This window comes from Leeuwenhoekiella sp. A2 (assembly GCF_047946655.1).
Taxonomy (GTDB): Bacteria; Bacteroidota; Bacteroidia; order Flavobacteriales; family Flavobacteriaceae; genus Leeuwenhoekiella.
This window is the reverse complement of record NZ_CP172311.1, coordinates 511679-534146: the sequence shown is the minus strand read 5'-3', so window position 1 is coordinate 534146 and position 22468 is coordinate 511679. Positions and strand designations below refer to the sequence as shown.

General features: G+C 37.2%; 18 protein-coding genes. 7 read left to right on the top strand and 11 right to left on the bottom strand.

Going from position 1 to position 22468, the window contains the following annotated elements; translation table 11 throughout:
• The first annotated feature begins 331 nt into the window (after nt 1–331).
• Both lpdA and ACH3PA_RS02340 read left to right on the top strand, forming a co-directional pair.
• Nucleotides 332–1738: a dihydrolipoyl dehydrogenase gene (gene lpdA / locus ACH3PA_RS02345; protein ID WP_416440887.1), complete on the top strand. Its 1407-nt coding sequence runs from the start codon at nt 332–334 to the stop codon at nt 1736–1738.
• A 211-nt stretch (nt 1739–1949) separates the two neighbouring features.
• Nucleotides 1950–3281 (top strand): serine hydrolase domain-containing protein, encoded by a 1332-nt coding sequence (locus ACH3PA_RS02340; protein WP_416440889.1) that lies wholly within the window; start codon nt 1950–1952, stop codon nt 3279–3281.
• 52 nt (nt 3282–3333) lie between these two features.
• Here the strand turns inward: ACH3PA_RS02340 and ACH3PA_RS02335 are convergent, their stop codons facing one another.
• Both ACH3PA_RS02335 and ACH3PA_RS02330 read right to left on the bottom strand, forming a co-directional pair.
• Nucleotides 3334–4626, bottom strand: coding sequence for a hypothetical protein (locus ACH3PA_RS02335; RefSeq protein ID WP_416440891.1), 1293 nt, complete (start codon nt 4624–4626; stop codon nt 3334–3336).
• Between the two features lie 172 nt (nt 4627–4798).
• Nucleotides 4799–5668 carry an SDR family oxidoreductase gene (locus tag ACH3PA_RS02330; RefSeq protein ID WP_416440893.1) on the bottom strand — a complete coding sequence of 290 codons (870 nt, stop codon included), beginning with the start codon at nt 5666–5668 and terminating at the stop codon, nt 4799–4801.
• Between the two features lie 102 nt (nt 5669–5770).
• Between ACH3PA_RS02330 and ACH3PA_RS02325 the strand changes: the two genes are divergently transcribed.
• Nucleotides 5771–6133: a winged helix-turn-helix transcriptional regulator gene (locus ACH3PA_RS02325; RefSeq protein ID WP_416440895.1), complete on the top strand. Its 363-nt coding sequence runs from the start codon at nt 5771–5773 to the stop codon at nt 6131–6133.
• 2 nt (nt 6134–6135) lie between these two features.
• Here ACH3PA_RS02325 and ACH3PA_RS02320 read toward each other — a convergent pair whose 3' ends face one another.
• The 5 genes from ACH3PA_RS02320 to ACH3PA_RS02300 form a co-directional block, all read right to left on the bottom strand.
• The gene (locus ACH3PA_RS02320; RefSeq protein WP_416440897.1) at nt 6136–7236 is read right to left on the bottom strand and encodes an MBL fold metallo-hydrolase; all 1101 of its coding nucleotides are present in this window, start codon (nt 7234–7236) and stop codon (nt 6136–6138) included.
• A 24-nt stretch (nt 7237–7260) separates the two neighbouring features.
• The gene (locus tag ACH3PA_RS02315; RefSeq protein WP_416440899.1) at nt 7261–7824 is read right to left on the bottom strand and encodes a helix-turn-helix domain-containing protein; all 564 of its coding nucleotides are present in this window, start codon (nt 7822–7824) and stop codon (nt 7261–7263) included.
• A gap of 118 nt (nt 7825–7942) precedes the next feature.
• Entirely contained in the window at nt 7943–8965 is a 1023-nt protein-coding gene (locus ACH3PA_RS02310) for an aldo/keto reductase (protein ID WP_416440901.1), read from the bottom strand.
• Nucleotides 8966–9116: 151 nt separating this feature from the next.
• Nucleotides 9117–10136, bottom strand: coding sequence for an adenosine deaminase (locus tag ACH3PA_RS02305; RefSeq protein WP_416440903.1), 1020 nt, complete (start codon nt 10134–10136; stop codon nt 9117–9119).
• A gap of 33 nt (nt 10137–10169) precedes the next feature.
• Nucleotides 10170–10964, bottom strand: a complete 795-nt coding sequence (locus ACH3PA_RS02300; RefSeq protein ID WP_416440905.1) for an NIPSNAP family protein — start codon at nt 10962–10964, stop codon at nt 10170–10172.
• Nucleotides 10965–11075: 111 nt separating this feature from the next.
• On the opposite strand from ACH3PA_RS02300, the gene ACH3PA_RS02295 reads away from it, so the two are divergent.
• Nucleotides 11076–12050, top strand: a complete 975-nt coding sequence (locus ACH3PA_RS02295) for an NAD(P)H-quinone oxidoreductase (protein ID WP_416440907.1) — start codon at nt 11076–11078, stop codon at nt 12048–12050.
• Between the two features lie 2 nt (nt 12051–12052).
• Nucleotides 12053–13294 (top strand): ATP-binding cassette domain-containing protein, encoded by a 1242-nt coding sequence (locus tag ACH3PA_RS02290; RefSeq protein ID WP_416440909.1) that lies wholly within the window; start codon nt 12053–12055, stop codon nt 13292–13294.
• Here the strand turns inward: ACH3PA_RS02290 and ACH3PA_RS02285 are convergent.
• Together ACH3PA_RS02285 and clpB are read right to left on the bottom strand one after the other, a co-directional pair.
• The gene (locus tag ACH3PA_RS02285) at nt 13291–14004 is read right to left on the bottom strand and encodes a hypothetical protein (RefSeq protein WP_416440911.1); all 714 of its coding nucleotides are present in this window, start codon (nt 14002–14004) and stop codon (nt 13291–13293) included. The two genes, ACH3PA_RS02290 and ACH3PA_RS02285, sit on opposite strands and share 4 nt — an antisense overlap.
• A gap of 240 nt (nt 14005–14244) precedes the next feature.
• Nucleotides 14245–16848 (bottom strand): ATP-dependent chaperone ClpB, encoded by a 2604-nt coding sequence (gene clpB / locus ACH3PA_RS02280; protein ID WP_416440913.1) that lies wholly within the window; start codon nt 16846–16848, stop codon nt 14245–14247.
• A gap of 213 nt (nt 16849–17061) precedes the next feature.
• On the opposite strand from clpB, the gene ytxJ reads away from it, so the two are divergent.
• A complete protein-coding gene (gene ytxJ / locus ACH3PA_RS02275; RefSeq protein WP_416440915.1) occupies nt 17062–17454 on the top strand; it encodes a bacillithiol system redox-active protein YtxJ in 393 nt (130 codons plus the stop codon).
• A 252-nt stretch (nt 17455–17706) separates the two neighbouring features.
• Here the strand turns inward: ytxJ and ACH3PA_RS02270 are convergent, their stop codons facing one another.
• Nucleotides 17707–20160, bottom strand: a complete 2454-nt coding sequence (locus ACH3PA_RS02270; RefSeq protein WP_416448405.1) for a TonB-dependent receptor domain-containing protein — start codon at nt 20158–20160, stop codon at nt 17707–17709.
• A 326-nt stretch (nt 20161–20486) separates the two neighbouring features.
• Between ACH3PA_RS02270 and ACH3PA_RS02265 the strand changes: the two genes are divergently transcribed.
• Entirely contained in the window at nt 20487–20852 is a 366-nt protein-coding gene (locus tag ACH3PA_RS02265; RefSeq protein WP_416440919.1) for a CoA-binding protein, read from the top strand.
• Between the two features lie 54 nt (nt 20853–20906).
• Here ACH3PA_RS02265 and ACH3PA_RS02260 read toward each other — a convergent pair whose 3' ends face one another.
• On the bottom strand, nt 20907–22373 hold the full coding sequence (locus ACH3PA_RS02260; protein WP_416440921.1) for a sodium:solute symporter: 1467 nt from the start codon (nt 22371–22373) through the stop codon (nt 20907–20909).
• Between the last annotated feature and the right edge of the window lie 95 nt (nt 22374–22468).

The window sequence follows — 22468 nt, the reverse complement described above, 5'->3', positions numbered from 1 at the left end:
TTTTTTAAAAATCAAGCATTTAGACGATAAAATCGTTCATTTTATCGTGTTTTTTGGGAATCAATAAATCTTAAGATAGATTGTTTACAGCGGCACTATATTTGCCATGTAGTTAATAATCAAGTCCTTTTACCCCAAAATAAAGCATTCATTTGCCTTCACCCCACTTGATAAAAGCCTTCCAACCCGGAAGGCTTTTTGTATTTTAAACATCCTGCAAAACAGCTATAATAGTTAGCAATAAAATTATAGGTAAAAGCTTATAATGATAGAATTGTACATTGCTCGTTAGAATTGTAACTTTGATATCTCAAATAGTTAAGATAAAAATATGAGTTCATACGACGTAGCAGTCATTGGTTCCGGTCCCGGGGGATACGTAGCCGCCATTAGATGTGCCCAACTTGGCATGAAAACGGCAATTATAGAAAAATATTCAACCCTGGGTGGTACTTGCCTTAATGTGGGCTGCATCCCTTCAAAAGCACTTCTTGATTCTTCACATCATTATGAAGATGCGATCACTCATTTTGAAGAACACGGTATTGAGATTTCTGGTGATGTAAAGCTCAATCTTGAGAAAATGATGTCGCGCAAGGCCGGTGTAGTAGAACAAACTACAAAGGGTATTGAGTTTTTGATGAACAAAAATGAAATAGATACCTATGAAGGTGTAGGAAGCTTTAAAGATGCCACTCATATCAATATCGCTCTTGCGAAAGGTGAAAATGTCACGATAGAAGCTAAACATATAATTATTGCAACCGGAAGTAAACCTGCCAGCCTTCCTTTTATAGAAATTGATAAAGAACGCATAATAACCTCTACTGAAGCTTTAAAGCTGAAAGAAGTACCAAAACACCTAATTGTGATAGGTGGCGGAGTTATAGGCCTTGAATTAGGTCAGGTTTATAAAAGACTGGGAGCAGAAGTTACGGTTGTAGAATATCTCGATCGCATTATCCCAACTATGGATGGGGCTCAAAGCAAAGAACTTACTAAAGTTCTCAAAAAGCAAAAGATGAAGATCAATGTTTCTCATCAGGTAAATGCGGTAGAGCGTAATGGTGATGAGGTGACTGTGAAGGCAAAAGATAAAAAAGGAAACGAAGTAGAATTTAAAGGTGATTACGTTCTTGTTTCTGTGGGTAGAAAAGCATTTACAGATGGGTTAAATCTGGATGCAGTGGGTATTGAAACAGACAAACGCGGTGTAGTAGAAGTGAATGATTACTTGCAAACCAAAGTTTCAAATATCTATGCAATAGGTGATGTGGTACGCGGTGCAATGCTCGCACATAAAGCAGAAGAAGAAGGTGTTTTTGTGGCCGAAACAATCGCAGGACAAAAACCACATATTGATTATAACCTCATACCAGGAGTGGTTTACACCTGGCCAGAAGTTGCTTCTGTAGGTAAAACTGAAGAAGCTTTAAAAGAGAGTGGTACAAAATATAAAGTTGGTCAATTTCCTATGCGTGCATTAGGACGTGCTCGTGCAAGTGGTGATACAGACGGATTTGTGAAAATCCTGGCTGATGAACAAACTGACGAAGTTTTAGGAGTTCATATGGTTGGTGCACGCGTTGCAGATTTAATAGCAGAAGGAGTTACCGCGATGGAATTTAGAGCAAGTGCAGAAGATATGGCAATCATGTCTCATGCGCATCCTACATATGCAGAAGCTGTAAAAGAAGCAGCTCTCGCAGCAACAGCAGACCGCGCTTTACACGTATAAAAAATCGGTTAAAACCAAAAAAACCCGCTTTTTAGGCGGGTTTTTTTGGTTTTATATATCCACGATTTATAATATTCGCTTATTAATAGTAATTTATTTTTATCTTTCTCAAACCAATCGCTTGAAGTTTCACGTTTTTAAAGTGGAAGTTTTAAATAAGCATATAATTCCCTCATACTAGAATTGTATTTAATTTTCACAACTATTTCTTATGAAAATACTGTTACTGTTGATTTTAACTGTTGCTTCTATTCACGCTCAGGATACGACCTTGACTAAGCTTGATCATTTTTTTAATCTTCTTGAAGAAAATAATGTAATGATGGGCGATTTTTCTGTGTTTAAAGATGGTAAGGAAGTTTACCAAAAAACAATAGGCTACGTTGATATTGATGCAGGTATTAAAGCAGATAAAAATACTAAATATCGCATTGGCTCTATTACCAAAACATTTACAGCCACAATTATCATGCAATTGGTTGAGAACGGAAAATTAAAAATAGATACACCATTAAGCAGCTATTTTTCAGAGGTTCCAAATGCAGATAAAATAAGTATAGAAAATATGCTACGTCATCAAAGTGGTATTTTTAATATCACAGATGAATCTGATAGCAATAAGTGGGTCATTAAACCACAATCCAGAAAGGCAATGTTAAAACGTTTAATGAAACATCCTTCTATTTTTGAAGCTGGAACAAAAACCGCCTATTCTAATTCAAATTATATTTTACTGTCTTACATCGCTGAAGATATTACTGGGGAAACTTATTCAGAAAATATTAAATCACGCATAGTAGATCCTCTTAATCTAGAGCGCACAGAATATGGGCATGATATCAAGACTTCTGATAATGAAGCGATACCTTATATTCCTGTAAATGGAGTTTGGAAACCATTTCCTGTAATTTCAGATATGAGTGTGCCTATGGGAGCAGGTGCCATTGTATCAACAGCAACAGAATTAAATGAATTTTATCAGGCTCTCTTTAGCGGTAAACTCGTCTCAGATAATTCTTTAAAACAGATGACAGATGTGTCAACGGGTATGGGGATGGGGTTTGGAGCCGGATCTTTTAGCAATAGAAATGGTTTTGGACACGACGGGGCGATAGATGCTTTTCAATCCTTTGCCTTACATATGCCGGAAGAAAACATTTCTATTGCCATAACAACAAATGCAACATCCTTGCCTTTACAATATATTTTAACCAGTGCAATAAGTATTTATTTTGGCGAAGAATATGAATTCCCAGAATTTAAACCTAAAAAGCCATTCTTAGAATTAACGTCTGCAGAACTGAAGCAATATGCGGGAACATATAGCAGCCCAGATTTTCCATTGAAAATAACCATAGATCATAATAAAAATAAACTTACGGCTCAAGCCTCTGGACAATCTGCTTTTCCATTAGAAGCTATTGCTAAGTATACTTTTAAGTCTTTTGATGAAATGATAACTTTGACTTTTAATATTCATGAGAAAACTCTTTTGCTTCAGCAGTTGGGATTTCCTGAACATTTGTTAACAATGGAAGAGTGAAATAGAAGCATTTAAAATTTTAAAACAGGCTAAAATCTTAAGATTCCTCTCTTTAATTTACATTTGAAGTACTGATTAGGTGCCACCTTTGGTATTTGGCTACATAAACAAAAGTAGCAGCTTCCTTATTGTTGATTTCGATCTGGCCACCGCCGTCCCAAATAGACAACCGATTTTGAGCTTGAGAACCTCCGTTTTCACTTTGAAAATACATTCTGAAATTTGCATTTCTTACACTTGTCTTAATAGTAATAATACGACCATCTGTCCCGCCAGAAATCCCTGTTATATTTATAGGCTGATTGTCACCTGTGTCATTAAGTATAAATATCGATGCATCTGTAGTTGACAGATTTAGGTTCATATTATTTTGATTTGTATAAAAATTTTGATCAATTATTTCTACACTTCTATAAAGCCCTCTGCCGCTACTTGCAGAATTTTGAACTTGTAATGTGCCATCTGCATTTGCTACAACTGCAGCTGGGTATGTCACAGTGGGATTATTTGTAGTGGCGAGTGCATCACTGCGCATAGAACCTGCAATATGTAATTTTTCTTGGGGCGTTGCAGTGCCAATACCTACATTCCCATCATTTTTTACAGTAAATCTTTCAACCTGATTGGTGGTATTTGCTGCAATAGTAGATACGACAAATTTAGTAGGCAAGCTGTTTGAAGTAGGAGTACCGTCAACGTAATATCTCAGTCCGCCCACTTCTCTTGTGTTTGTCCCATCGTGGGTTTTAAAAATAACAGAGCCTATTTCCTGGTTTGTTGCCAGTCTTCCCGGCGCATCTAAAGTACCGCCGGTATTATAGAATACAAAATTGGGCGGATTAGTATCTGCGCTTGTTAACTGTATATCATTATCTCCTTCTCGCTTTATTTCAAAACCTTCTACGGGATCATCTGTGCCAATACCAAACTTTCCATCTTTTGTAAAAGCTACGGTGTACCCATTTTCGTTAGCCTGATTTGCGTACAGAACGTCATTGCCTTTCGCATTTCTAGCGCGCGTCCATTCAGCTGCACTTGAAGTGAAAGGTAGCCACGATGTTGTAGCATTATCCCAATAATGAAAACCTTTATCGTAAGTGCTGTAAGCCTGAGTTAAATAAACCAGCATGCCATCCTGAGCTGAACCCGGGTGAGTGGCAGAAAAATTATTAACTCTTGGGATTAATAAACCGTCTGTAAAAATAGGAGCATTCGGGTCTGAAGCAGCAATATCTAATCTTGATTGTGGGGAGGTTGTACCAATACCCACCTGTGCATAGGCGGTGACAGAGGTAAAAAATATTATAAGCAAACTAAGGCTTATGATTGTTGTAATTGTTCTCATTTGTGGGTTTTACTACCACAAATAAAAGTCCTATTTTTTATATGATTTTTTATTTTGGCTAGCCAAAGAGAATATCGGTATGTATAGCAGAATAGCCGATAAATGACGTTTTTTTAGGAACGTAATTAGTCGGCTATGCAAAAATTTCGTTTTAATTAATTATCTCGCTTCTTTAATTCGCGTATACAGATCTTAAATATTCTTTAAGTTTTGTTGGTTTTTCGCCTATTAAATTGGTGACATCGTGGCTTGTCTGTTTAAATTCACCAATCTTAGTTGCTTCAGAAAAACCAGCCATCATCCCGATAATATCATTAGGGACTCCATTTTCTTTTAAGGTTGCAGTAAATTCTTCTTGCGATGGCGATACATATTGAATATCCTTCCCGGTAACTTCTGAGATCATTTCTGCAATGTCCTTATAGCTGTAAGCTTCTTCTGCAGTGATGTTGTATTCTTTATTAGCATGATCTTTTGTCGTTAAAACAATAGCTCCTGCTTTTGCCATATCTTCTCTTGATACAAATGCGCATTTTCCTTCGCCAGCAGGCAGGTAAATCGTTTTGTTCTCAAGAATATGTTCACCTATAAACATGGGTATGACTTCCATGTAAATGTTATGTTTTAAAATCGTGTAATTTAATCCCGATTTTTTGATCAGATCTTCCGTTTTTAGATGTCCCTCAGCGACTAATGGTATGGGGGAGTTTTCTAAACCCCTCTCTCGTATAAAACTGGTGTAAATAATATGATTTACACCGGCTTCTTTTGCCGCTTTTACAATATTCTCATGTTGCTTGATTCGTTTTGCAATATCGCTTCCTGAAACAAAATAAAGTTTGTCAATGCCGGTGAATGCCTGCACCAGCGAATTATAATCATCATAATCACCCAGACGAATATCTATATCTGAATTTTCAAATTCCTTAGTCTTAGATTTGTCTCTGGCAAGAATTGCAAGTGGTGTCGCCGGCGCATATTGCTGAACGTATTTTAAAACTAAATTTCCTAAATGACCGGTAGCTCCTGTAATTAATATCATAGTATTGTTTTTCTTACTAAATTAAATATATTTACTATATTAAAGTAAGTGAATTGCAGAAGATTAAACTATACTTTTGTATAGTGCTTAAAAATTATTTTTATGGAAATACATCAAAATTTAGAAGACATAAAATTGTGTTCTTCTCAGTTTGTTCTCGCAGTAAATGATACGATGAATGTTATAAGCGGAAAATGGAAACTCCCTATAATAGGCACCTTAATGTTTGGTAAAAAAAGATTTAAAGATATGGAACGTGAGATACCCAAGATCAACCCGCGTATGTTGTCTAAGGAGTTAAAAGATCTCGAGGCAAATGGTATAGTCTCACGTACAGTGCATAATACAACTCCTGTAAAGATTGAATATGAACTTACTAAATCTGGCAAAACCTTAAATAAAGTTCTTGATTCTATGGTAGAGTGGGGTTTACACCACAGGCAAATCGTGCTGGCAGATGACTAAAATTAGTTCACCAGCTGCCACCACTTTTCAAATAGGACTTGATCATTATTAAGATCAACTTTTTCACCTATCATAGGCGTTACTAAATGAATTTCCGTTTGTGTGGCACCTATATTTGTAATACGTTCTAAAGGCTCATCCCAGCTGTGATTAGCCAGCGCAAATTTGCAGGAATGTACCGGCAGGAGAGATTTTGCTCCCAAGTCTTTTGCAGCCTGAAATACTTCTTCTGGTTGCATGTGAATGTATTTCCAGTTCTTGTCATACTGACCATTTTCCAGAATAACCAGGTCAAAAGGACCTTCAGTTTTACCTATTTCTGCAAAATGAGTGTCGTAGCCACTATCACCACCAAGGTACAGCTTTAACGTTGGTGTTTTTAAGATATATGAAGTCCACAGCGTTTGATTTCGTTTAAAACTCCTTCCGGAAAAATGTCGCGCAGGCGCTGTTTTTATAGTAAAGCCGTCACCTAATTTTATCTCGTGATTCCAGTCTCTTTCTATAATCTTATTCTTTTGAAAACCCCAGAATTCCAGATGTGAAGCCACACCTAAAGGACAAATGATCGTGTGTGTCTGTGACTTAAAATTGATAAGCGTATTATAATCCATGTGATCCCAATGATCGTGGGTTAGAACCAGAATGTCAATTTCAGGAAAGTCTGAAACCGTATAAGGATCGCTTCCGCGGAAGGCCTTAGTACCGCCGGGCATGGGTGAAGCAGAACCGCTAAAAACAGGATCAACCAGAATTTTCTTTCCATCTGTCTGAATGAAATAAGAAGAGTGACCAAACCACACTAAAATATTTTCAAAAGGATCGAGGTTTAGAAGATCTGTCTTTTTAGAAGGCAAAGGCTTGGGCGGTTTACGATTAGCACTTTTTCTAAATAGAATATCGCGTATTGCCTCAATATAAGTGACTCCTTCTGTAAGTGAAGGCGTCTCATGTAAATTTTGAAATGAATTTTCTGTGTAGTGAGGCGATTTTTTAATTCGCGCTAAGCGCTTACCGCCAGGGTTGCTGCCAAATTTTTCCTGATTCATAAAAATCACAGAGAACAGAACCAGCAGTAGAATTATTAGGAGAAAGATGAGCATAATTATATTTGCCTATTGCAGAAATTAAAGATTATTTTCCCGTACGCTGTCCCAACAGATCGTAAATGACATGTCTATATATTTTTTAATTTCTTTATCGTGATGCATGAGATATTCTATAGTCCCAAAGAGAAGGTCATTAAAAGTCTTAAGTAAAAAATCGAGCGGAATTTGCTTAAAAACGCCATTTTCTATGCCGTTTTTCCACCATTCAAGTCGGCCTTTCCAGGTGTCATCTTCGGCCATGAGGTCGTTGCAATAGTAAGGTGAGTTTTTAAACTGAAGCAAATACTGCACTTTATCCTGATTATCTAAACTCCATAAGATAATATTTTGCCACAGCTGTTTAAGCTCTTCTTTTATGGTGATATTTTCAGAATCTGATAAATAAGTTTGAGAGATTATTTCTTTTTTTATCGCTTTGTATGATGAAATAATAATGTCTTCTTTAGATTTAAAATGGTAGAACATAGTGCCTGTGGCAACACCTGCAGTTTTAGATATTTCTGCGGTAGAAACCCGGTCAAAGCCATTTTGCACAAATAGTTTTACGGCACTTGATAATATAAGGGTTTTCTTATCTGTCATTATTAATTTCTAAGGGAAGACAAATCTCCCATTTTATACTTAAAATCGATTATTTTAGGTATAAAAACAGCCATTTATTTACAAATGGCTGTTTATGAGTCATTTTATTTTCGGGTTTCTAGTTTTCTAACTGTCGATCATTTTTAGTGAACTCAAGCATCCAGCCTGGATATTCTGGCGCTAGTTTACTAATTTCATCTAACTGTGAAAGTTCGTCATCAGTAAATTTAACTTCGGTCGATTTTAAGTTATCGCTCAATTGATCGGCATTTTTTGCACCTATAATTACGCTGCTTACAACAGATTGATGCAACAACCAAGCGATAGAAAGCTGAGCCACAGAAGCTCCTTTGCTTTCGGCCATAGGTCTTAAAGCGTCGACTATAGAAAATGCACGATCTTTATTTACCGGTGGGAAATCAAAATTGTCTCTTCTGCCACCGGTTTTAGTATCTTCTTTGCTGTATTTGCCACTCAGCAATCCACCGGCTAACGGACTCCAAACCATCAGGCCAACTTTTTGATCTTTTAAAAGAGGGACGATCTCGCGTTCAAGATCTCTGCCAGCGATTGTATAATAAGCCTGAAGTGAAGCAAATCTTTCCAGGTTATTAAATTTCGAGTAATCGAGTGCCTTCATCAATTGCCACGCAGCAACATTACTAGCCCCAATATATCTTACTTTACCGCTGCGAACCAAGTCATCTAGTGCGCGCAAGGTCTCTTCAATAGGAGTAAGCGGGTCGTGTGAGTGAATTTGATACAGATCGATATAATCTGTGTTAAGACGTTTTAAACTGGCCTCAACCTGATCTATTATGTGTTTGCGGCTCAACCCTTTTTCATTAGGGCCATCGCCCATTGTGCCTCTGGCTTTAGTTGCCAGAATCACAGACTCTCGCGAGATCCCACTATTGCGCAGTGCCTGCCCGGTAATTTCTTCAGACAAACCGTCTGAATATACATTTGCCGTGTCAATAAAATTCACGCCGGCTTCTACTACTTGTTTAAGTAAAGCATCAGCTTCTTTTTGTTCTACACCGCCTATATCTTTAAATCTCCCTTTAGCTCCAAAAGTCATTGTGCCAAAGCATAATTCTGAAACCAGTAATCCTGTATTTCCTAATAAATTGTATTTCATAATAATTTTTTGTTTGTATAGATAGACTAATCAGTCTATAAAATTAAACACGTTCTTGAGCTTTATGAAATTACGTGTCATAATTATTTGATAAAATTTAAAATGAAACGTTTACGAGCTTTTATAGGGAATTGAATTACTGCAGTTCTGCTTAAAAATTTGCTGAATACTCTTTTACCTCGTCTATATATTTTTCTTTCTCATCATCTGGAAGCCAGCTGGCTTTAAAACCATTAATAGCAAGTTGCGTAAGTTGTTCTGTAGTGAGACCTAATGCTTCGGCTACAGACAAATAATTCTCGTTCATATACCCGCCAAAGTAAGCAGGGTCATCAGAATGAATGGTCACCAGCAGATTCTTATCCATCATTTCTACCAGTTGGTAATCTTTCATATCCTGAATCACTTTCAATTCAAGATTAGAAAGAGGGCACAAGGTGAGAGGCATTTGCGATTTTGAAAGTCTCTCAACCAGCCTATCGTCATCAAGTGCACGATTGCCGTGATCTATACGAGCAACTTTTAAAAGATCTAGAGCTTCCCAGATATAGTCTGAAGGTCCTTCTTCTCCGGCGTGCGCAACGGTTAGTAGACCGTGCTCGCGAGCTTTTGCGAAAACACGTTCAAATTTTGAAGGCGGATTACCCACTTCTGAAGAATCAAGACCCACCGCAATGATCTTGTCTTTAAAAGGTAAAGCTTCTTCTAAAGTTTTAAAAGCCGATTCTTCATCAAGATGGCGTAAAAAAGACATGATCAATTTAAAAGTTATATTCAGCTTTTTCTTGCCATCTTCTATAGCTCTGTAGATGCCATTTATTACAGTTTCAAAAGGAACGCCGCGATCTGTATGCGTTTGTGGGTCAAAGAAAATCTCTACGTGCACCACATTTTGAGAATTTACTTTCTCAAGGTAAGCCCACGTAAGATCATAAAAATCCTCTTCTGTGATTAAGACCCCGGCACCTTCATAATATATATCAAGAAATTCTTGTAGATTATTAAATTTATACGCCTCTTTGAGGGCATTAACATTGTCATACTTAATCTCCTTATTATTTCGCGCAGCAATTTTAAACATGAGCTCCGGCTCAAAAGTGCCTTCTATGTGAAGGTGCAATTCAGTTTTAGGCAGACCTTTAATAAAATCTTCAATATTCTTAGCAGGCATGAGGTGGGTTATTTTGTATTTTATTCTAATGGGTTAGTAATCAGAATATGAGGTTGGGTGTAAAAAGGTGATATCTATATGAGAAACATTATTTTGATATTCTGGTAAGGCAGAAAGTTTTTTCCACTCTGGGGCGTCAGAAAAAGATTTCCAATGCTCATCTCTGCTTTTTTGATCTGTAAATGTGGTCATGTACATCAAATTAGGCATATCAGGACCAGAAATTACTTCGCCGTAGAAAACAGCATTGAAGCTCAGTTTTTTAAAGAGTGCAACTTCACCGCCGTCATTAAACATTTTTACTTTATTTTGATGATAGGCAACAGTAGGAGACTGGTAGCTTCTTAACTCATAAACCCGGTCTTCTCGTGTTCCCGTAACTGCAGAAGGTTTTAATTGAGGCATTTTCTCAAAAGCCTTTAGAATTATAGATTGTATACGCACATACGGCGGATTGTCATATGAAGTAGTTATAAAATCTTTCCCGGCAGATTGAAACTGAGCATCTGCATCTAACTTATCCTGCAAACCTGCGATTTGATCAAGCGAAGTAAAAGGAAGTAAAACATAAACTTTTTGTAGCGTATCGCCCGGAGCCATTTCTCTGGGTTTAAAAACGCCTACATTTTCAATTCCTTGCTTTTTTAAAGCTGGTAAATATGCATTTTCAAAAAAGTTATCTGCTTTATCAACCTGTTCTTGCGATGCAAAAGAATAGATTTTAATCTGGTAGAACTCACGATCTGTTTCTTGTGCAGACAGCGTATTTAAACTTATCATCGTGAAAAATATAAGTGAGATATTCTGTAGTTTTTTCAAACTGGTCATGGCTTTTAAAGATTTATGGAAGTTAATTTATTACTAATTGCTGATTTTGTATAAATATAGGTAAGTAATTTTAGAAATGACTTTTTAGAAATAGTCAAATACAAATTTTTCATGCAAGCAATACATATTACAAAAGGCGGTGGTCCCGAAGTTCTTCAGTTTAAAACCGTAGAGTTGAATAAACCTGATAAACGAGAAGTGCGTATACAAGTTAAAGCTGCAGGTGTAAACCGAAGCGATATTTTAACCCGACAAAATCCTAACGCTTACGGTAAAGATCTGCCGGGAGCTACAATTCCCGGGCTGGAGGTTTCTGGAGAAGTTATAGAAGCAGGCGCAGAAGTCAATGATTTACATGTAGGTGATAAAGTTTGTGCACTTATTCCCGGTGGCGGTTATGCCGAAGAAGTTGTAGTAGATGAGCGGTTATGTTTACCTCTCCCGGCAGGTCTCAATTTTATAGAAGCTGCCTCTTTACCGGAAGCCATTTTTACAGTTTGGTTTAATATTTTTCAGCAAGGGAAAATAAAATCTGAAGAACGCTTATTGATTCATGGTGGTACGAGCGGCGTGGGAATTATGGGTCTGCAAATGGCGGCGGCAATGGGTATTAAAACCTACACAACAGTAGGCTCACAAGAAAAGGTTGATTTCATTAAGCAGCACAAATTAGGGAGTGTTATAAATTATAAAGAAGAAGATTTTGAGCGTGCTTATAAAGATGAGCAGATAGATGTGATTCTTGATATGGTAGGCGGTTCATACACCAGTAAAAATCTCTCTATTTTAAATAAAAACGGCCGTTTACTCTATATTAACGGCATGAACGGGACAACTCCCGAAATAAACTTGTGGACGATCATGTCGAAAAATCTTATTCTTACAGGTAGTTTACTAAAACCACAATCTGTTGAGGTAAAAGCGCAAATTGCCAGTGAAGTACATAAATATGTCTGGCCACTTTTAGAGCAGAAAAAAGTAAAGCCTGTTATTTATAAAACTTTCTCATTAGCAGAGGCTGCAGAGGCACATAAACTTATGGAAAGCAGTACCCACATTGGCAAAATTGTACTAAGCGTAGATTAAGAATGGCGGTAGAAGTAAATAAGCATTTCGCAATAGCGGGCTCAAATCTGGATCTAAAAGGAGCGTGGTTAAAGCAATTAGTAAATGGAGAATCAGGCTTGCCGGAACTCAAGGGTAAAGGAGTTTTATTTTCAGAAATTACGCTGAATAAATTTATAGAAGAAGAATATAAACATGACAAAAAATTTCTGCCTGAGCAAGGCGAAAGAAGCTTAAGAACATTCTCAAGTGGTGAACAAAAAAAGGCTTTGCTGTCGTACCTTTTAAGCACAAATCCTGATTTTTTAATTCTTGATAATCCATTTGATGCGATGGATGTTACTGCTGTAGAAAACTTTAAAAACAGATTTGAAACAATTTCAGAGGAGATAACGATTGTTCAGATCTTTAAAAGAAAAGCCGATTTATTGCCATTTATCACCGATTTTTTAGAGGTTTCAGGAGATTTTTTTAGTGTTATTAAACCAAATATAAAAGCGAATACCGCTCTAAAAGAAGAATTTGACATTACAATTCCGAAGCCATTAAAAGAATACATCAATATTCCTGAGACACTTGTTGAGTTAAAGAATGTTTCAGTTTCTTACGAAGATAAGCCGGTTCTACATGAGATAAACTGGAGGATCAACAAAGGGCAATTCTGGCAATTAAAAGGCCCTAATGGTTCTGGGAAAACCACAATTTTGTCAATGATCTATGGTAATAATACAAAAGGCTTTGGTGTAGACCTTTTTTTGTTTGGAAATAAAAAAGGAAGCGGGGAGACGGTTTGGGAAATTAAAGAGAAAATAGGTTTCTTCACACCCACGATTATTCAGCTTTTTAAGGGATCTTATAACTTGCAGGAAATGGTTATTTCCGGGTTGTTTGATAGTATAGGTCTTTATCAAAAACCCAACGACCTACATATAAAATTAGCTGATAAATGGTTACAGGTTCTAGGCTTGTACAACGAGAGGTTTACTAATTTTTTTAGCTGTTCTACCGTAGAGCAACGACTGGTTCTTATCGCTAGGGCAATGATAAAACATCCACCTTTACTTATTCTTGATGAACCTACTACCGGTCTTGATGATGATGGTGCTCATTTAATAGTTTCATTAATCAACAAGATAGCGCAAGAAAGTAAAACTGCTGTGCTGTATGTTTCTCACCGCGATGAGGCCGGTTTGAAGCCAGACTACGTATATACCTTAATACCCACCGCAAATGGTTCTATGGGCAGGGAAGAAGTAAAGACTTAGTCTATTTTCCCCATACTTAGTAAATGCCACCTATGGTCTTGCGCAACGTAGATAAAAGAAATTGCACCATAGCCATTTATGACATCTACATCACGACCCACTTTAAAGCGATTTTCTGGCGCAGAAGAAGTATTTTCATTTCTTATTCTTATAGAGAAATTATGTTCAGAAACATCAGTTTTAAGTGTTATTACACGGCCATCTGTCCCACCAGCAATCCCGGTAATATTTACACTTTGTCTTTGGTTTCCTGTTTCGGTCAATATAAATACTGAAGCAGTTGAAGTCGCCAGATTAAGATTGTAATTATTTAAATTCTGGTTAGCAAAATGATCATGAACAATTTTTACACCTCTGGTATAAGGAACAGTTGTTGAAACACCTGAATCTGAAGAAGAAGATGAGGCTGAAGATAAATCTCCCCATTCATTTTTTTGACTATCCCAAAAATGAAAACCTCTTTTGTGAGAACCGTAGTCTTGTTTTAAATACAAAAGCATACCATCCTGATCGTGACCTGGCGCACTAGAAGGAAGTACATTTACACGTGGTATAAGTATTCCATCTGTAATAGAGGGATTATCTGCATCAAACGTATTTATGTCTAATAGACTTTTAGGAGCTGTGGTGCCTATACCCACTTGTGAAAAAGAAATTAGAGGCAAAAGAGCGAATGCTACACAAAATGCAGCGGTTGTAATAAATCTCATAATCTGTTGTAACTTGGGGTTAACGAGGACGAAATTATTGAGAAATTTTATAAGTTATTGGAGATGAGTTGTTTTTTCGATATCATCGAAATATTAATCGATTAAGAATGTTAAAAAAAGCAATCTAAAAGCGCTCTATCTACCATCTGCACAGTTATCCGGATGAAATGCAAAGACAAAAAAATCCCCGTTTTTAAGCTCAAAAACGGGGATTTTTATGTCTAAAAATGAGATTTTATATTATTCATGTTCTACCAAATCACTTTGATTTCTGAATACAAGTTCGTCATCAAAAGCATCTATTAAAATAATACTATCTGTGGTTATTTTACCAGAAAGTATTTCCTTAGACAGATTATTTAAAACCTCTCGTTGTATAGTACGTTTAACAGGACGGGCCCCAAATTCTGGTTGAAAACCTTTTTCTGCTAAATAGTCTATAGCTTCTTCTGTAGCATCTATGGTTATATTTTGTTTTGCGACCATTTTAGCAACTCCTTTTAACTGCAGATTTACGATTTGTTTTATGTCTTTTCGCGTAAGCGGAGTAAACATTACAATATCATCAATCCTGTTTATAAATTCAGGACGTATGGTTTGTTTAAGTAAGCCTAGTACTTCTACTTTGGCACCTTCCATCGCAGAATCTACATTTTTTATGCTTTCAAATTTCTCCTGTATTATATGACTTCCCATATTTGAAGTCATTATAATGATGGTGTTTTTGAAATCTGCCAACCTGCCTTTATTATCTGTTAGTCTGCCTTCATCCAGAACTTGCAACAGAATATTAAATGTATCTGGATGCGCTTTTTCTATCTCATCCAGTAACACAACAGAATAAGGTTTGCGTCTTACAGCCTCTGTTAATTGACCGCCTTCTTCATAACCCACATATCCCGGAGGTGCACCCACAAGTCTGCTTACAGAATGTCTTTCCTGATATTCACTCATATCTATTCTGGTCATGTTATTCTCATCATCAAACAGATATTCTGCCAGAGCTTTAGCGAGTTCTGTTTTACCTACACCGGTTGTCCCCAGAAATAAGAAGGAACCTATGGGTCTATTCTGATCCTGAAGACCGGCACGACTTCTTCTCACCGCGTCACTTACTGCTGCGATCGCCTCTTCCTGACCTACTAATCTTTTGTGTAATTCTTCTTCAAGATGCAGTAGCTTCTCGCGCTCACTTTGCAGCATTTTATTTACAGGAATACCGGTCCATTTTGCGACAACCTCAGCGATGTCTTCACTTGTAACTTCTTCTTTTATTAGCGAATTTTCAGACTGCGCAGCTAGTTTTGCCTGTAATTTCTCTAGTTCTTCCTGAGATTCTTTAATCTTTCCGTAACGCAATTCTGCTACTTTGCCGTAGTTGCCTTCACGTTCTGCACGTTCTGCCTCAAGCTTATAATTCTCAATATCCTGTTTTACATTCTGAATATTATCTACAACCTCTTTCTCACTTTTCCATTTAGCATTGATCTCATTGCGTTCTTCTTTTAGGTTTGCAAGATCTGCACTAAGCGATTTTAGTTTTGAGTCATCGTTCTCTCTTTTAATGGCTTCGATCTCAATTTCCAGCTGCATGATCTTACGATCGAGAACATCTAGTTCTTCTGGCTTAGAGTTGATCTCCATGCGCATTTTAGAAGCAGCTTCATCCATCAGGTCAATTGCCTTATCTGGTAAGAATCTGTTTGTGATGTAGCGTTGCGAAAGCTCGACCGCTGCTATGATCGCATTATCTTTAATGCGTACTTTGTGATGCGTCTCGTATTTTTCTTTTATACCACGCAGTATAGAAATTGCACTTTCTGTATCTGGCTCATCTACCATTACTTTTTGAAAACGTCTCTCGAGTGCCTTATCTTTCTCAAAGTATTTTTGATACTCATCAAGCGTGGTAGCGCCAATAGCTCTTAGTTCGCCACGAGCAAGCGCTGGTTTTAAAATATTTGCTGCGTCCATAGCACCCTGGCCGCCACCGGCACCCACAAGCGTGTGTATCTCATCAATAAAAAGGACGATGTCACCTTCACTGGTTGTGACCTCTTTAATAACCGCTTTTAGTCGTTCTTCAAATTCGCCTTTAAATTTCGCACCAGCGATCAATGCGCCCATATCGAGGGCAAAAATCTGCTTTTCCTGCAGGTTTTCTGGTACATCACCATCTACAATACGGTGAGCAAGACCTTCTGCAATTGCTGTTTTACCTGTACCGGGTTCACCTACAAGAATAGGGTTATTCTTTGTGCGGCGTGAAAGGATCTGCAGTATGCGTCGTATCTCCTCATCTCGACCTATAACAGGATCAAGTTTGCCGTCTCTGGCGAGTTGATTTAGGTTTTTAGCGTATTTATTAAGTGAATTGTATGTTTCTTCTGCACTTTGTGAGGTCACGCGATCTCCTTTGCGTAATTCGGTTATGGCAGCTTTAAGGTGTTTTTCTGTGACGCCCTGATCTTTTAAAATTTGGGCAACTTTACTATTAGATTTGAATATTGCCAAAAGAAGATGCTCAATAGAAACATATTCATCAGTCATCTTTTTAGCAATAACGCTGGCTTCTGTCACTGTTCTGCTCGCTTCACGCGAAAGCACAATATCGCCGCCGCTTACTTTAGGAAAACTCTCTAAAGTGCGATCTACGATTTGTTGTAGCAAACTTAAATTTACATCCAGTTTCTGAAGCAGAAACGGAGTTACATTCTCATCAATCTCAAGAATAGCCTTAAATAGATGCTCGTTCTCAATTTGTTGATGACCTAAGCTTTGAGCAAGCTGTTGTGCCTGCTGTATTGCTTCCTGGGCTTTTATAGTGAAATTATTGAAGTTCATCTGATTATTGTTTTTTACAAATTACCTTAAGCAAAGCATATACCAGTTAATTTTATAGACAAAATGACCGATTTTTGCACGAAAAAAGTGACTTTTTGTCTTTTGAGCAGGTGGGTAGTGTAGATCAAAATCTCTATAAATTTAGCAAAGGTTTAGCAGTACCTTTGTTAATGATTACTCAATTTCCAATTATATTGATGAAAAAGAATTTTTATGGGATTATTAGACAGATTTAAAAGTCAGCGTGATATAGTAAAAGAAGAAATTAAAGAAGTGCCGTGGGTCGCTCTTGAGAAAGAAGAACAGCTTGAAGAGTTGACAGAAATCTCAAAAGCTGTTCCTGTACTTATCTTTAAACATAGCACCACCTGCGGTATAAGCAGAATGGCTTTAAGACAATTTGAACAGGATTATGATATTGATGAGAAGCAGCTGGAACCTTTCTTTCTCGATCTTAAAAGATACCGCGACATTAGCCAGGCAATCGCTGAAAAATTTCAGGTACGCCATGAAAGTCCACAGGTGATATTAATTAAAAATGGGGCAGCAGTCTACGACGATTCTCATGGTAGCATAAATGTGGCCCGCATTAAAGAAAAGTTATAATCTTCTAAACAAGTACTTGTTTTAAAGAGTTTTTACCAAAAATAAACCCGGAGTATAATTACCCCGGGTTTACACATATAACCTATTAACCCTTTTTAAATAAGTTATAATACTATTGTTGAAGGCTAATTCAAATAAATTACAACTACGTAGCTTTTTATTGGCTTTTGGTTACTACTTAATAAGACGTTTTCGCCCTTAAAATGTTGCATAAAATCAGGCATTTAACATTTTAATAACGTTTTCGAAAAACTAGAATACGCCCCCTCCAGATTTCTCATTAGCATCTCTTTGTTTTCTGCGTTTTGCACGATATTGAGAATCACCAAATCTGTAATTAAGACCCACAAAAATTGTCTGACTTTCCCAATTAAATTGCCCTATCTGCTCATAAGGATAAGTAGCTGTAAATCGTGCTCGCATCGTATTAAAAATATCATTGTAGTTTAAGCTGAAAGTACTTTTACCGTCCCACAGTTCATAACGTGCACCTACATTTACAAAATACATGGGTTTAGATTTAAACTGTAACCCTTCATTACTGCCGCGGTAGAAACCAAAAGCAGATAATGTGAACTTCTGGGTTACCGTAAAGTTATTGCTCATTCTCACATTATAGGCTGTATTATCTACCTCGCGGGTAACAAGCAAAATGTCGTCTGCAGTAGGATTTGAAGTAGAAGGATCAAGCACTTCAGAAATACCTTTTTGTGTTTGATTATAAATATCAAAACTTGCATTAAAACTCCACCATTCAAAAGGTTTGTAGTTGCTTGATAATTCAAAACCGTAGGCAGAAGTATTATCAAAATTGTCAAACGTCAAAACACTTTTGTCTAGATTAAAGCGATCTACAAATACCGCCTGATTGATCTCGTCCTGAATGATCCTGTAGAAAACGCCTCCAGTAACGCTACCTTTTTCGAGCTTGTGCGTATAATTCAACTCAATAGAATTAGTAAACTGTGGTTCTAGATCTACATTACCATAATTAGTAAGTAAAGGTGTGCTCCACTGGCGTATAGGATTTACCTGCCCTACACCGGGACGGTCTACTCTGCGGCTATAACTCACCTGGTATTGATTTTTCTCACTTGGGTTATAGGTTAAATAGGCTGACGGATAAACCTGTATGTAATCATTTGTAAATGCGCGTACCGTATTTGTATCTGCTTTTACATTTACATTCTCAAGGCGCGCACCCATCTGGTAAGACCATTTCTCAAAAGTTTTACCATAGGTTAAATAAGCCGAATATATATTTCTGCTATACTCAAATTGTGTGCTGCGTGTGGGTACAAGAACGCCCTGGCTATTATATGATTTACCTGTACTCGCATAGTCAATATCGGTATTGAACAAGATTGCCTGTAAACCGGCTTCTAATTTGGCATCTTCAGCCAGCGGATTCACATAATCAAGATTAACCGTAGTTCTGTCTCTTTCAGTATCAACAAAATCCATGTAATTATCTATAGGCGATGCACCCGTAAATTTAAAATCTGCATCTTCATTGCCGCTATAGATATTATGATCTACTTCTAGTTCAATATTGTGACCTTCTTTATCAAAAGCAAGCTTGTAATCAAAATTATATTGGCCCGAAGTATTATCATTTACACTTTTAAATAATTGCGTCTGATTACGGTCTGCCGAAGGATATAAAATCCCAATATCACCCGTAGTACTACCCGCATACCAGTTTTGACTGGTGAAAAAAGATAAAGTGTTCTTATCATTTAAGTAGAAATCAAGTCCTGTTTTTAGAAGATGTGATTTGCTGTCATCCAGAAAATTAAATAGCTGTCTTGAACCGTCATTGGGGCGATAGATGTTTCCGTAGTTTTGATTAAGTGAGAAATTATTACTGTAATTCGCATACAGGTTAAACTTCCCATTACGGTAATTTAGATTCATACCGCTATTAAATTTAGGGTGTTTCTCGTAAGATAAACCCACGTTTACATCACCGTTAAAACCAATATTCACATTCTTATGCAGAACAATATTGATGATACCGCTCATTCCTTCAGGGTTATATTTAGCTGAAGGATTTGTGATCAATTCTATTTTTTTAATAGACGTTGACGGAATTTGCTTAAGCAGCTGCGCAGCAGGAATATTAGATAGTTTGCCATCTACCATCACACGCACGTTGCTGTTACCTCTTAAAGTAAGTGCGCCAGATTGTTGATCTACACTTACAGACGGTATGTTATTCATAATGTCTGAAGCCGTCGCACCGGCTGTAGTAAGATCTTTACCCACATTTATAACCTTACGGTCAATTTGCTGTTCTATGGTCGTGCGTTCTGCTACAATGTTGACCTCATCAAGTTCTGAGGCTATAGCGGCAATTTTTAAAGTGCCCAGATTCCAGTCGCGGTTTGTACGGTTAATGGTAATAGCTTTAGTATAGGTCTCGTAACCTATAAACTGCACTTTAAATGTGTAGTTACCTTCAGGTATTTTCTCTAAAATAAAACTTCCGTCGTCATTTGTAATTCCGCCGGTGACCACTTGGTTAGCGCTGTCATTGATAACAACAGTGGCGTAGGGGATGGGTTCATTTAGTGTGCCATCTAACACAACACCTTTAACTGAGCCGGTAATTGCTTCATCTGGCATAGATTGAGCGGTAGATAATAGTGTCGTTGATAGAAATAAGAACGAAAAGAGGCTGGTAAGCCAATTGATTGCTTTCATAGTCTGATTGTTTTTTGATTGATGATGATGTTTGTAATATATAATACTTTGTATAACATATTACCTGTAAAAATATATTCCCACAAATAATGCAGGTACTATAAAGACGACAAAATGTATTTTTCGTTACAGAAAAAATCGATAAATTTTAAATTAGAAAACCCGGGGCTTTGTAGGCTCCGGGTTTTCAAGCTCAAGTATCCTTAATTAACACTAACCATCAAAACGAATTACGAATAACTCGAGCTGGGAAATCAATCTCTTACTGCTATAGACGTAATGCATTTCCCATTGTTACATAACGCCTAAAGATTTAACTTTGTTTTATGAGCACGAAGAAAACACTAGTACTTGGGGCTTCTTTAAAGCCGCACAGATATGCAAATATTGCAATAAAAAGACTTGTTCAAAACAATCACCCAGTGGTTGCTGTTGGTTTACGCGAAGGCGACGTAGCCGGAGTTCATATAGAAACCGGCAGACCTGAATTTCAAGAAATTGATACTATTACCCTGTATATGAATGCGCAAAGGCAGCGCGATTTTTATACTTATTTAACCGATTTAAAGCCAAAAAGGGTGATTTTTAATCCCGGCACAGAAAACCCTGAGTTGTATTCTATTCTACAGAAAAATAATATTGAAGTTGAAGTAGCTTGTACGCTCGTGCTTTTAAGTACAGGACAGTATTAAAAAGCAAAGTTTGAATTGCGATTTTTGCCTCTCTAAGGACGATTTTAATCGAAATTAAGCCGTTTTATTAGCTACCCTTAACTTCTTTTTCTGAATAAGTAAAAGACCTAAGAATGTAACTAATCCATTGAGGATAAGGATAAAAAACCCGAATTCAAAATTGAGATAAGCAACACTTAGCAAGCTTATTATGTATGAAAGAATAGGTGAGAGCACGGCAACCAGCGGCACTAAAGTATCTTTTACTTTCATTTTAGTAAAAAGCCCAAAAGAATATAGCCCCAGAAGCGGTCCATATGTATAACCTGCAAAAACAAAAAGGCGTGAGATCACACTTTCGTCTGCAATCACATACTTAAAAATTATAATCACAAGTATTAGGATCAACGAAGCTAAAACGTGTATAAGTTTTCTAATTTTCACCTGTTTTTCTTGGTCATATTTTCTTTCAATTCCCAGAATATCTATACTAAACGAAGTTGTAAGTGATGTAAGAGCACTGTCTGCACTTGAGTAGGCAGCGGCAATTAACCCCAGAATAAAAAAGATCGCAATACCAAAGCCCAGGTCAGTCTGGGTTGCGATGTATGGGAAAAGATCATCTTTAGAGGCGGTTATACCGTTATTTTCTGCGTAGACAGTAAGTAACAAACCAAGAGCCAGAAAGACAAAATTGACTACAGTTAAAACTAGGGTAAACCAGAACATATTCTTTTGTGCATCTTTTAGCGTGCGGCAGGTTAGGTTTTTTTGCATCATGTCCTGATCAAGACCCGTCATTACAATCGCTATAAATGCTCCCGAAACAAATTGCTTTACAAAGTGATCCCCGCTTTTCCAGTCTTCAAAAAAGAACATTTTAGAAAGGTCACTATCTGCAATGAAGCCAAAAATATTAGAAGGTGAAAGCCCCAGATCGTTTGATACATAATAGGTCGCCACACCTACAGAAATCAGCATAAATAAGGTTTGCAAAGTATCTGTCCACACAATGGTTTTTATACCAGACTTAAAAGTATAAAGCCAGATAAGTAAAATGGTAATTGTCACAGTTACCCAAAAAGGGATATGCATCGCGTCAAAAACCAGTAGTTGCAAAACATTAGCCACTAAATAAAGTCTAAAACTCGCTCCCACAATACGGCTGATGAGGAAAAAGGAAGCACCTGTTTTATAGGAGTATTTACCAAAGCGACCTTCAAGATAGCTATAAATAGATGTGAGATTTAACTTGTAATACAGCGGTAAAAGCACAGTGCCTATGACAGCGTAGCCCACCGTATAGCCCAAAACCACCTGAAAATAACTAAATTTTGAGGCCTCTACCCACCCGGGTACAGAAATAAATGTCACACCAGAGAGCGATGCGCCTATCATACCAAACGCTACCAGATACCAGGGCGACTGCTTACTCGCTTTAAAAAAGTCTGCGTTAGAACCAGATTTACCTGTGAGATAAGAAATTAACATGAGTAGCCCAAAGTAAGCGGCGATCAATAAGAGAATATAGGTAGGTTGCATGCGGTGATATTTTACAGGCTACGAATATAACCTTTTACCCTCTAATTGTTTTTTAAAGGGATTTAGCTTGCGCGAAATTATTATCTCCTGTAAAC

What these genes read in the sequence shown, in the direction of transcription:
- lpdA (WP_416440887.1), top strand. Translation starts at nt 332, where the DNA reads ATGAGTTCATACGACGTAGCAGTCATTGGTTCCGGTCCCGGGGGATAC.
- ACH3PA_RS02340 (WP_416440889.1), top strand. Translation starts at nt 1,950, where the DNA reads ATGAAAATACTGTTACTGTTGATTTTAACTGTTGCTTCTATTCACGCT.
- ACH3PA_RS02335 (WP_416440891.1), bottom strand. Translation starts at nt 4,626, where the DNA reads ATGAGAACAATTACAACAATCATAAGCCTTAGTTTGCTTATAATATTT.
- ACH3PA_RS02330 (WP_416440893.1), bottom strand. Translation starts at nt 5,668, where the DNA reads ATGATATTAATTACAGGAGCTACCGGTCATTTAGGAAATTTAGTTTTA.
- ACH3PA_RS02325 (WP_416440895.1), top strand. Translation starts at nt 5,771, where the DNA reads ATGGAAATACATCAAAATTTAGAAGACATAAAATTGTGTTCTTCTCAG.
- ACH3PA_RS02320 (WP_416440897.1), bottom strand. Translation starts at nt 7,236, where the DNA reads ATGCTCATCTTTCTCCTAATAATTCTACTGCTGGTTCTGTTCTCTGTG.
- ACH3PA_RS02315 (WP_416440899.1), bottom strand. Translation starts at nt 7,824, where the DNA reads ATGACAGATAAGAAAACCCTTATATTATCAAGTGCCGTAAAACTATTT.
- ACH3PA_RS02310 (WP_416440901.1), bottom strand. Translation starts at nt 8,965, where the DNA reads ATGAAATACAATTTATTAGGAAATACAGGATTACTGGTTTCAGAATTA.
- ACH3PA_RS02305 (WP_416440903.1), bottom strand. Translation starts at nt 10,136, where the DNA reads ATGCCTGCTAAGAATATTGAAGATTTTATTAAAGGTCTGCCTAAAACT.
- ACH3PA_RS02300 (WP_416440905.1), bottom strand. Translation starts at nt 10,964, where the DNA reads ATGACCAGTTTGAAAAAACTACAGAATATCTCACTTATATTTTTCACG.
- ACH3PA_RS02295 (WP_416440907.1), top strand. Translation starts at nt 11,076, where the DNA reads ATGCAAGCAATACATATTACAAAAGGCGGTGGTCCCGAAGTTCTTCAG.
- ACH3PA_RS02290 (WP_416440909.1), top strand. Translation starts at nt 12,053, where the DNA reads ATGGCGGTAGAAGTAAATAAGCATTTCGCAATAGCGGGCTCAAATCTG.
- ACH3PA_RS02285 (WP_416440911.1), bottom strand. Translation starts at nt 14,004, where the DNA reads ATGAGATTTATTACAACCGCTGCATTTTGTGTAGCATTCGCTCTTTTG.
- clpB (WP_416440913.1), bottom strand. Translation starts at nt 16,848, where the DNA reads ATGAACTTCAATAATTTCACTATAAAAGCCCAGGAAGCAATACAGCAG.
- ytxJ (WP_416440915.1), top strand. Translation starts at nt 17,062, where the DNA reads ATGGGATTATTAGACAGATTTAAAAGTCAGCGTGATATAGTAAAAGAA.
- ACH3PA_RS02270 (WP_416448405.1), bottom strand. Translation starts at nt 20,160, where the DNA reads ATGAAAGCAATCAATTGGCTTACCAGCCTCTTTTCGTTCTTATTTCTA.
- ACH3PA_RS02265 (WP_416440919.1), top strand. Translation starts at nt 20,487, where the DNA reads ATGAGCACGAAGAAAACACTAGTACTTGGGGCTTCTTTAAAGCCGCAC.
- ACH3PA_RS02260 (WP_416440921.1), bottom strand. Translation starts at nt 22,373, where the DNA reads ATGCAACCTACCTATATTCTCTTATTGATCGCCGCTTACTTTGGGCTA.